The sequence below is a fragment of the Blautia intestinihominis genome (assembly GCF_040096655.1).
GTDB classification, from domain to species: Bacteria; Bacillota; Clostridia; order Lachnospirales; family Lachnospiraceae; genus Blautia_A; species Blautia_A intestinihominis.
In genome coordinates this window covers 19,737-29,985 of sequence record NZ_JBBMEI010000042.1, presented here as the reverse complement: position 1 = coordinate 29,985, position 10,249 = coordinate 19,737, and the positions used below count along the sequence as shown (strand labels likewise).

At 36.3% G+C, this 10,249-nt stretch carries 11 protein-coding genes and 1 pseudogene; 2 read left to right on the top strand and 10 right to left on the bottom strand.

The window, feature by feature from the left end; translation table 11 throughout:
* Together WMO75_RS12830 and WMO75_RS12825 are read right to left on the bottom strand one after the other, a co-directional pair.
* A pseudogene (locus WMO75_RS12830) lies at positions 1-365 on the bottom strand (IS66 family transposase); the annotation flags it as partial.
* A 25-nt stretch (positions 366-390) separates the two neighbouring features.
* Positions 391-555, bottom strand: coding sequence for a hypothetical protein (locus WMO75_RS12825; protein WP_173906393.1), 165 nt, complete (start codon positions 553-555; stop codon positions 391-393).
* Positions 556-1,366: 811 nt separating this feature from the next.
* Here WMO75_RS12825 and WMO75_RS12820 point away from each other — a divergent pair.
* Together WMO75_RS12820 and WMO75_RS12815 are read left to right on the top strand one after the other, a co-directional pair.
* Positions 1,367-1,708 carry a plasmid mobilization protein gene (locus WMO75_RS12820; protein ID WP_173721357.1) on the top strand — a complete coding sequence of 114 codons (342 nt, stop codon included), beginning with the start codon at positions 1,367-1,369 and terminating at the stop codon, positions 1,706-1,708.
* Entirely contained in the window at positions 1,657-3,048 is a 1,392-nt protein-coding gene (locus tag WMO75_RS12815) for a relaxase/mobilization nuclease domain-containing protein (protein WP_173721356.1), read from the top strand. Before WMO75_RS12820 ends, WMO75_RS12815 begins: the two co-directional genes overlap by 52 nt.
* A gap of 15 nt (positions 3,049-3,063) precedes the next feature.
* Here the strand turns inward: WMO75_RS12815 and WMO75_RS12810 are convergent, their stop codons facing one another.
* The 8 genes from WMO75_RS12810 to WMO75_RS12775 all read right to left on the bottom strand — a co-directional run bounded on the left by WMO75_RS12810 (position 3,064) and on the right by WMO75_RS12775 (position 9,977).
* Positions 3,064-3,480: a winged helix-turn-helix domain-containing protein gene (locus WMO75_RS12810; RefSeq protein ID WP_179985507.1), complete on the bottom strand. Its 417-nt coding sequence runs from the start codon at positions 3,478-3,480 to the stop codon at positions 3,064-3,066.
* Between the two features lie 68 nt (positions 3,481-3,548).
* On the bottom strand, positions 3,549-4,184 hold the full coding sequence (locus tag WMO75_RS12805; protein WP_173721370.1) for an ATP-binding cassette domain-containing protein: 636 nt from the start codon (positions 4,182-4,184) through the stop codon (positions 3,549-3,551).
* Between the two features lie 45 nt (positions 4,185-4,229).
* Positions 4,230-5,669, bottom strand: a complete 1,440-nt coding sequence (locus tag WMO75_RS12800; RefSeq protein WP_173721355.1) for an ABC transporter permease — start codon at positions 5,667-5,669, stop codon at positions 4,230-4,232.
* A 1-nt stretch (position 5,670) separates the two neighbouring features.
* Complete coding sequence (locus WMO75_RS12795) at positions 5,671-6,885, bottom strand: ABC transporter permease (RefSeq protein WP_173721354.1); 1,215 nt, start codon at positions 6,883-6,885, stop codon at positions 5,671-5,673.
* Positions 6,886-6,899: 14 nt separating this feature from the next.
* A complete protein-coding gene (locus WMO75_RS12790) occupies positions 6,900-7,442 on the bottom strand; it encodes a hypothetical protein (protein WP_173721353.1) in 543 nt (180 codons plus the stop codon).
* A gap of 112 nt (positions 7,443-7,554) precedes the next feature.
* Positions 7,555-8,976 (bottom strand): HAMP domain-containing sensor histidine kinase, encoded by a 1,422-nt coding sequence (locus WMO75_RS12785; protein WP_349078156.1) that lies wholly within the window; start codon positions 8,974-8,976, stop codon positions 7,555-7,557.
* Positions 8,960-9,637, bottom strand: coding sequence for a response regulator transcription factor (locus WMO75_RS12780; protein ID WP_055056588.1), 678 nt, complete (start codon positions 9,635-9,637; stop codon positions 8,960-8,962). Before WMO75_RS12780 ends, WMO75_RS12785 begins: the two co-directional genes overlap by 17 nt.
* 145 nt (positions 9,638-9,782) lie before the next feature.
* The gene (locus WMO75_RS12775) at positions 9,783-9,977 is read right to left on the bottom strand and encodes a helix-turn-helix domain-containing protein (RefSeq protein WP_173721351.1); all 195 of its coding nucleotides are present in this window, start codon (positions 9,975-9,977) and stop codon (positions 9,783-9,785) included.
* Positions 9,978-10,249: the final 272 nt, after the last annotated feature.

Below are 10,249 nucleotides of genomic sequence, written 5' to 3'. Positions count from 1 at the left end.
GTTTCATAATACTGCAGACGGATCTCTTTTGCTTTATCCAGTGCATCATCCCGCTGTTTTTCAGCATCCAGTGCACGCTTTTCCATTTTTTTCAGTTCCTGCTCAGCCTTTCTTTTTGCCTGTTCAAGTTCCCTCTGCATATCTTCCAGTACCTGAAACCAATAATTACGGACACGGATCGTTTCTCTATGGGCGGCTGCCAGATCCTGCGTTAATCTCCGGAGCTTCCGTTCATAAGCCATGTATTCTTTTTGGTGAAGTTCCTGAAGATGGATATATCTTTCTCCAGATTCCAGCTCTTTAATTCTGGTCTGTGCTGCTTTCAGCCGGCACAGAAGTGTAATGTAATCATAAGTATCCGGCATGTATGTTCCTCCAGAAGTGTTCGGGTCAGATGTCGCTTATGATATCTGTGATCTTTGAGATATGATCTTCCAGATATTCGATCATTTTTTTCTGTTCCTGGATTAGTCCTTTCTGGATCTCAATCACTCTGAGATATTCGGCAAGAAGCTCATCCTGTTTTCTGATCTCTTCTTTTAAATCAATGTCCATAAGGCAGCCCTCTCTTTCTTATAGAGAAGTATAACAGAAACATGGGAAAAAAGCGAATTTCCAGGAATTGTCCTTTCGTCGATATGACTGTGGACAAGCAGGTATTTTGTATCTTGAAAAATAAGGACTATATGGTAAGGCTATAAAAAAAATGTACTGTGTAAAATAAAATCCGGTGGATAACTCTTCAAAAAAGAAACAGCAGGAAAGACTATAAACATAATTTTTCCTACTGGAACTGGTTATCCACAAAACAAAAAAATAAATTTCATCACTTTTTACAATGGACTATGCATACCCTTGAACAGTAACCATAAGCTCTTTATATTAAAAGTTTAAAATATAATCAATCGCATCATGAGTGGTTCGACCACACATGATAGTGTACATGATACCGCACATGATGAATTAACGCAAACTATAATTACTTTAAATCTGCATTTTCCCATTTTCAAAATGTTATGTGTTCCACCATGATTGCCTAAGCAATCGGAACACGCACACCCTGCTTCGCAGGCTGCACATCAAAAGAAGCAAGCACTGCCGTTGTCATGACAAACGGCTCATTTTCCACTACTGCCCTTCCGGACAATGTGGAAAAATGACACAGGGAAGTATCCCTGACCCTCTTGATTTTTTCATCTTACTCTTGACCCTCTTTTTTCATTTTGCTACAATAAGCAGTGGACAGGTATGTCCAAACAACCAAATAAAAATGATACGAACTGTTGTAAACCGAACAAGTTACAGCAGTTTTTTTGTACCCATTTTTAGAGAATCGCAAACAATCATAAGAAATGAGGACTGGAAAATGACAGAACGTACACGAAAACACCCCATACAATTTTACCTGAGTGATGATGAACAATACATCCTGGATGAAAAGTTCCGGCTCTCCAAAATGAGAAGCAAATCTGCTTTTCTCCGGAAGTTGGTGCTATATGGATTTGTCTATGATGTGGATTACTCCCACATCCGTGAAATGAACGCCTTGCTGGGAAATATCAGTGGTAATCTCAATCAGATTGCCAAGCGGGTAAACACAACAAATACCATTTACAAAAAAGATATGGAAGATATAAAGGAGCTGATGGATCAGATATGGCAGTCACAAAAATCCATGGTATTAAAACAACCGTTGATAAAGCAATAGAATACATCTGTAATCCGGATAAGACTGATGAAAAGATTTATATTTCATCTTTTGCCTGCGCCCCGGAAACCGCTGCACTTGATTTCAAATATACTTTAGACCACACCACAGAACAAAATTTTTCTGACGGTCAGGATAAAGAAAACAAGGCATTTCATCTGATACAGGCATTCCTGCCGGAAGAAGTTTCTTACGAAGAAGCTCATGCCATTGGAAAAGAATTAGCAGATAACTTATTACAGGGAAAGTATTCTTATGTACTGACCACACATATAGATAAAGGTCATGTACATAATCATTTAATCTTCTGTGCTGCAGATAATATCGAACACAAACATTATCACGATTGTAAACAAAGTTATTGGGAAATCCGAAAGCTCAGTGACCAATTATGCCAGGAACACGGTCTGTCTGTTATTGAGCCGGATGGAAAACGTGGCATGAAATATAATGAATGGACTGCAAATAAAAATGATGCCGGGTGGAAATCGCAGATACGAAAAGATATTAACCAAGCTATCAAAGCCGTTTCCTCTTATGAAGAATTTCTTGCCTTAATGAAAGCCAAAGGCTATGAAATGAAAGGCACAGAAATTTCTGAAAACGGAGGAAAATATATTACTTTCCGCCCTGTTGGAAAAGACCGTCCTGTCCGTGGAAGTACTAAGTCACTGGGCAAAAATTTTACGAAAGAACGAATCAAAGAACGGATAGAAAATAAGCGTCAGCACACTCCGATGCCCTACAAACGGAAACGTATTATTGATACCGCTTCTGATCCCAAATTCACAGAAAATATTGGTCTGAAAAAATGGGCAGCAAAAGAAAATCTTAAAATCGCATCCGAAACATACAGCAAAATGATAGCTCACGACATCCACAATTTTGCAGAACTTGACAGCCGGATTCGATTCCTTCAGGAACAGACCAAGAACTCTAACTGCACGATTATTTCTCTGGAGCATCAAATGCAGGAACTGGCGGAAATGATCAAATATGCAGAACAATATCAGGAAAATAAACCTTATAATGACCGTTATGAAACTGTTAAAGACAAGGACAGATTTTTGCGGAAATATGAATCCCAGCTTATCCTTTTTTCCGGTGCAGAACGTATGCTACAGCGAGATGGCATTGCCCCAGCCCGCATGAATGTCGGAAAATTAAAACAGACTTATAACGACCTTCTTTCCCGGAAAAATGAGCTTTTCAAGCAGCACAAAACAGAAAAAGCTGAAATTGCAGAGCTGGAACTTATCCGGCAGAACATGGAAAAATATCTGAATATCGCATCACCGGAAGTTCCAAAAGAACTCCCTCTCACAACACCGGAAATTTAAAAAACGGCAGCGAAATCACTCGCTGCCTGCCCTTCCATTAAACTTATACCCCACACCCCATACCGTCTGAATATAAACCGGGTGAGCCGGATCATCCTCTATCTTTTCCCGGATGTGCCTGATATGGCTCATTACGATATTATAATCTCCAGAATATGGTTCTTTCCAGACTACATCATAAATTTGTTCCTTACTGAATACCCTGCCGGTATTTTGTGCAAGAAGCTGGAGAATTTCAAACTCTGTATAAGTCAATTCAACTTTTTCATCGTTTCTGATAACTTCTCTCCGTTCTAAGTCAATAACGATTCCTTTATGCTGTAGCTCTGGCTTTAGTTTTATTTCTTGAAATGTAAATTTTTCTCTTCCAGCATCCAAAATGGAAATAACAGATTCTATTAAATTTTCTTCATCTCCATCAAAAGATAGCAATAAAATTTTTCCTATACAGCTCACCTCATATTATTTCATGCTATAAAACACTATAACTTTACATACACTTAAACCAAATGATACAATTTCCCCTCATGGATTTTAAGTACCACATCTGCAGCATCAGCTATTTTTTTGCTATGTGTTACGACAATTACACTTTTTCCCATTTCATGCGCACTTTTCATCAATATCTTAATAATTTCGTCTGCAATTTCTTCATCCAGATTTCCTGTAGGTTCATCTGCAAGCAATACCTTCGCAGGACTTGCTAATGCTCTTGCAATAGCCACTCGCTGCTGCTGTCCTCCTGATAACTGTAAGACCTGCCGTTTCCAGTCTTCCCTCGGTATCCCAACCGCTTCCAAAATTTTCTCTATGTCTTTCTTTCCACCCAGCATCACATTTTCTTCTGGAGTCAAATAATCTATCAGATTATAATTCTGAAAAACCAATGACATATTTTTCTTTCGATAATTGTGCAGTCCTTTTTTTCGTATATTCACCCCTTCATAATAAATTCCCCCATCCGTCGGAGAATCCAAACCTGCCAAAAGCGATAAAAAAGTTGTCTTACCGGAACCACTTGGTCCCAAAATGGCATACATTTTTCCTATCTCAAAGCCATATGATATATAATCTAAAACTTTTTTGCCTTTATTCGCCTTATAGTAATAGACAACATTCTTTGCCTCAAGAACAATGTTTCCTGCATTTTTACTCATTTCTATAACCTCCTACCCCGTTATTCAGCTCATTTCACTTAATATCTGCTTCGGCCTTTTCTTCATTATCGTGATTCCTGCTACTAATACTGCAATAATCAAAATACCTGATATCATCCCAATATCCATCAGAACCATTTCTTTCGTTATATGAACCTCCACATCTTGTATTTTTAAATCCGGTGCAATATATCCATCTATATAGGTACCAGTATTTTCCTGTTCCTGCTGTTCTAACCTTAAGGTCTGCGTTTCTTTCGCTAAATATGAAGCTGAAGTCTCTGCAATAATTGGGGAAATTGCAAAGGATAACAACATCCCTATAATACTTATCATTACTGCCTCCCATAAAAACTGTACCCATATTTCAAATTTGCACTTTCCAAGTGACATCATAATTCCTATTTCTTGCGTACGATTTTTTATCCAAAACAGAAAAACTAAAACTAAAATCACAAGACCTGACACTGAAACTATTAGTAATAATCCCATACTCATCTGATCCATCTGCCCAAAATTTTCTGTCATATTTTTAATATTTCCATTATTATCAATTAAGTCATATCGTGACCAATCTATATTCGCTTTCTGTACAGACTTTTTAACTTGATCGTACTTCCCTGCATTTTGGACTTTGAATATAGCATACTGATAGAAAGGATTTCCTTCATTTCCGGATGGTTTTTCCGGGAAACTCATATCCGTAAATATTGTATTTTCTGGACGATAAGAATCCCCATACATAATAGATTTTCGTTCTTGCTTTGTTTCATAAATTCCGATAATCTCAGCACTGTATATTGTGGAATGTTCTTTGTCATGGTAATCATTAAACTTTAATAAGTTCCCAGTTTTTAAATGGTTTAGTTCTGCCAATTCTTTCGAGATGACACAAACATCCCTGTCATCTTTTTCAATCATTCTTCCTTCAATCAGTGAAATCTTACCTGCAGATACGTCCATATCCATTTCCATTATGCGATTACCTCGTAGGTTGACACCGCCTACATCCGTACTTTGATCCATATCTGGATCTTCTATTCTCGAAAAATTGACCGGATTCACAACAGTTGCTATTGTTATCAAATTATATTCCTCAATCCCCTCCACCTGAGCTATTTTTTTTACATCATCTTCCTTAACCGTCTCAAATGAGTTATCTGTAACTACCATATCCGCCCCATTTTCTAACCATTTATGAGTAACTCCTCCATAACTGCCCTCCCGATCACCCAGTACATCCATTGCCTGATCTAATCGCTTTCTCCTATTCTCCTCATTTCCTTCTATGCGAAAGGTAGCCCCTATTGCCTGTCTTGTAGCGTCTTGTGTATAAATACTTGCTGAACGGCTTGCCATAGCACCTAAAAATAGGCCACTCATAACAATTACAATAAACAATAGAATAATACTTTTTATCGGTTTTCTTAACACTGAACGTACTCCTCTTTGTAAAACATTCATGTTATCCCTCCATTTCTGCTAAAATTTTTTTTGGCTTTGTACATAATATTGGAAAAAGTGAAATAGAAATAGAAAACAATAAAATTATTGTTCCTGATAATATGAGATAACATATATCTTTATTTTGTGCATATATTTGCATAGATGTAAAAGCCCCAATACTTTTCCAATCTAAAAACTTTTCCAATACTATCAGCATCTTATCTCCAGTATAAAGAGCTATTATTGTAGAAAATCCAAATACTGAAAAGCATTCCAAAATAATCTGCATAAACAAATCTACTTTTGTTTTTCCAAGACTCACATAAATTGCTATTTCTTTCTTTCTGGCTCTCATCCACATAGACAAAAGCAATGTTATTACAAGTACAGACGATACAACCGATAATCCCAACATCATTTTTACAACCCTAACAACTTGTAAGAGCGGAATTTCCATTTTCTGAAACAGGTTATCTGCTTTCATCACTCTATAGTTTTTCAAAATGCGTGTTACTTCTAGCTGTGTTCTGTTCAACTGCTCTGGATTATCTACATATACGATTAAGTTTTCATATCCGCACGTTTCTTGTAAATGACATACGAACTCGGGTTTTCCATAAATTGTATTTTCAATTCTGTTTACTGCTAATGGTTCCTTCCCTTGCTTTTCTTCTATACCCGAAATATAGATTCCTGATATGCTTGCCTGTGATTGTTCACCTGAATGAGATTTGAAACAAACAGTTTCCCCTATTTCCCATTGATTTACTTCTGCAAGAAACTGATTTACTACTATTTCACCTTCTTTGCGAGGATATTTTCCTTTCGTCAGATGAATTTGCCCGTCAGCAAATGGGCCATCATCTTCAAGGCTGTCGTAGGCCATTATGCGCAATTTTTGGTTGTCTGCATCAACACTCTCACTTTTCGTTATAATTTTAAAATCCATTGGATATAACTGCACTTCTGCTACTCGATTTACCGCCTTCACATTTTCCAGTTTCTCAAGTTTTTTGTATTCATCATCCGTAAACAATTCCTCCGCTTTTTCCCGTTCGATCAACAATTTCGCTTTTGATTTCCCTAATAGTTCAATTCTTGCTACTTCGGATGCCCGTAATATAGTGACAGTAGATAAAATCATTGTTTCGGTAATAAGCAATACCCAAAACAAGATAATCGCTTTTCCTTTTTTCCTGAAAAGGTAGCGGAATGCTCTTTCTGCAAAATTCATTCCCATTCTCCTTCCTATTCAAATCGGTCAATAATTACCCTTTTAGCCAAAAACGTACCATCCTCCTGGTAATCCCCATACAGATAGAGCATTGACTGCTTTTTCACTTCTTCTTTCCGGCAATCCTCAAGCGTAATACCCGTCATCGTTGAATGAGAAATCTGAAAATAGGTATTTTCTCCATATACTATTTTCACCTGATTCATTTCTTCAACAACCGCTCCCGGAGCAGGAACCATTTCTGCATCATCCGTCTGCGTCCCTATGCTGATATTACATCCTGTGTCTGAAAATTCCAAAACAGCTCCACGCAAATCTGCATTTGCCAACACTTCTGAATCGTCCGCTGAGTTCTCTTTGTCATCAGCATGACTACTTGACTCGTTCTCGTAACCGCCTTCTTTTTTCTCTTGATCATTCAGTATATCAGATACATTCTCGGTAGTTGTCTGATTATCCCCTGTTACTTTTGAATCAAAATTTTTATTGCTGCACCCAACAACTGATACGGTTCCTATACAACCCAAACATAATACTATACATATTTTTTTCTTCATTTATAAAAAATCCTCCATTACATATTTTTTCTTTATATTATAAAAATTGAATGTATGATTTTCCCGTTTTTTTTATGTATTTTATATGTATAAAGGCTGTTGTGATTTTCCGTCACAACAGCCTTCTGGTTGGTTCATAACATCTTATTTCCACTTTTATGCCTTTTTCTGTATTTTCAATACAATAAGGAAACTGATGCTGTTCTAAAATCATTTTTGTAATATATAATCCCAAGCCGCTTCCACCAGTTCTTTTATTTCTGGATTTATCAATACGATAAAATGCATCACATAATTTTGGAATTTCTTTCTCATCAATAGATTCCGTTTCATTTTCAATCCAAAAAATTATTTCTTCACCTCTTTTATACACTCCAACCCATATATTTCCATCCTCATTCGTATATTTAATTGCATTTCCTACCACATTACTTATGACCTTCGTGAAAAGAGCTTCATCTGCCCGTATCCAAGTTGATTCTTCTATTCGTATATGAAACTGTAATCCCCTATCAATAGCCATATCTTCCTGTTCCTTAATCACATTCTCAACAAGTTGGTGAAGTGGTATATCTATCAATTTCAACTCAAATCCCGATGTTCTAATTTTTGAAACATACAGAATTTCCTGCACCATATTCTCCATAGAATTAGCTACTTCAAAAGAACGTTTTAAATATCTATCTCGGTCTTTATATCCCCCTACTTCTAATAACATTCCCTGAATTTGTCCTTTTAGAATTGTAATCGGAGTTTTTAATTCATGCGAAACAGCTGAAAAAAAAGCCATTTGTTGTTGTTCCAGTTGCTGCTCAAGTTTGATGCTTTTCTCTAAATCAGTATTTTTTTCTTTCAATTCATCCAAAGCACTCTCTAATTTTTCCGAAAGTTCGTTCAGATTTTCTCCCAAAATTCCAATCTCGTCCCTCCGATCTTCTGTATATCGAACTCGAAAATCAAGATTTGCCATTTTTTTTGAAACTTCACTCACCTTTAAAATTGAACGCGTAATATATTTTGTGTATAAAGCAGCAATAGCTAATGCTGCCAAAAAAGTAATAGCCCCCAACATAGGTAAAATTCTTTTTAATGATTCCAGTCCAATATTTACTTTCTCCTTGTTTCCAAACACTTGAATCCAATATGTTTTTCCATTCGTTAACTTACAGGAATAAGATTCCGTTATCCCACTGCCTAACAGAATATCTTCTACATCTGTTCCAGGAGCCAGTGAATATTCCATATCTCCATATATACCAAGTACCTTTTCGTCACTATCTTTTAAGACAATAGAAATCCCATGCTCCAATGCAAACATTTTTAATATTCCATCTATTTCCTGCACTGAAGTATTCGATAATTGAAGTACCATTTTTTCCGTCTGATTACTCAAACTTCTATCCAACTCTAAAAAATAGCTCCGTGACATCCCCAATGCAACCATTCCATAAATCGCACCACCAACAGTAATCAATAAGCATACCGTAAGTATAAATATTTTTGTAGACAAATGTTCTCTAATTAGCTTTATCAATTCGATACCCCACCCCTCTTACCGTTTTTATATAATCCCCTGCTTTTCCCAATTTTCTCCGCAAATTTTTGATATGATTGTCAACTGCACGTTCTTCACCTTCAAATTCATATTTCCATAGACGATTTAAAAAGCTCTCTCTTGTTATCACGCATCCCTGATTTTCAATCAATTCTTTCAAAATTTCATATTCTTTCTGTGTCAAATCAATTAACTTTTTCCCTATTTTCACTTGATAATTTCCTACAATCAATATTATCTCCCTGTATTTTAACTCGTGATCTTTTGTTATATCTACTCCTTCATATCTACGCAGAACAGCTTCTATTTTTTTTATCATAATTGGAAGAGAAATCGGCTTGGGGATATAGTCATCTATTTGCATTTCAAATCCCTTTATCTGGTCTTCTTCTCTTCCCAATGCACTTATCATAATGATTGGTACTTCCGATTCTTTTCGTATTAGTTCACAAACTGCATACCCATCCATTTTAGGAAGTAAAATATCGAGCAGTATCAAGTCAATTTGTTCTTTCAGAAAAACCGCAATACCATCTATTCCATCAGATGCCGTAATCACTTCATACCCTTGATCCTCTAAAAAAAACTGTATCAGCTCTTGAATATCCAAATCATCTTCTATAATTAAAATTTTTTTCATTCTTAGCTACCTCTTATTTTCCGTTTTTTTTATTTTATCAGTTTTTCTTGTAGTTTTTGTGTATTTCGTTTTTTTAGTATTAAATTTTTTAATTACTATCTTAAACAAACCTTTACTTTTACATTATCTTCCACTAATAATAATTTCATGGCTGCACCTCCATAGCTGTATTATTTTTTCTCCGCTTATCCGCAGGTTTCTCTGCATCCTGTGGTATCAGCCATAAAGTTGATACCTTTACCGCACCCTTGATTCTCCCCGATGAGCAATAATAATTTATCATCCGGGCCGTGATACCCCATTTTTCACTTGCTTCCCTAAGTGTCATATATCCATCCATAATTGACCTCCTGATATTGTACTGTCCTCTATTATATTTCTTATGCTCGAAATATACAAGTCGCATAGTACCATAGATTCGCAAGATTCAGTTATCATTCCTTTTCTTAAATTGGCTTTTATTATAGAAGGGCTTTTACTCTCTTTCAGAGCAAGTTTCGCAATGTAGCACAATAACCCCTTTCCGGGTTCTTGGCGACTTGCAACTTGATGGGGATTTCGTTTCCCCATACCCTCGACCACAATCACAAATATGTGTATTGGTTTCCATTT

Coding starts and splice junctions, on each gene's coding strand:
- WMO75_RS12825 (WP_173906393.1), bottom strand. CDS start 555: ATGGACATTGATTTAAAAGAAGAGATCAGAAAACAGGATGAGCTTCTT.
- WMO75_RS12820 (WP_173721357.1), top strand. CDS start 1,367: ATGACAGAACGTACACGAAAACACCCCATACAATTTTACCTGAGTGAT.
- WMO75_RS12815 (WP_173721356.1), top strand. CDS start 1,657: ATGGCAGTCACAAAAATCCATGGTATTAAAACAACCGTTGATAAAGCA.
- WMO75_RS12800 (WP_173721355.1), bottom strand. CDS start 5,669: ATGAATGTTTTACAAAGAGGAGTACGTTCAGTGTTAAGAAAACCGATA.
- WMO75_RS12795 (WP_173721354.1), bottom strand. CDS start 6,885: ATGAATTTTGCAGAAAGAGCATTCCGCTACCTTTTCAGGAAAAAAGGA.
- WMO75_RS12790 (WP_173721353.1), bottom strand. CDS start 7,442: ATGAAGAAAAAAATATGTATAGTATTATGTTTGGGTTGTATAGGAACC.
- WMO75_RS12780 (WP_055056588.1), bottom strand. CDS start 9,637: ATGAAAAAAATTTTAATTATAGAAGATGATTTGGATATTCAAGAGCTG.
- WMO75_RS12775 (WP_173721351.1), bottom strand. CDS start 9,977: ATGGATGGATATATGACACTTAGGGAAGCAAGTGAAAAATGGGGTATC.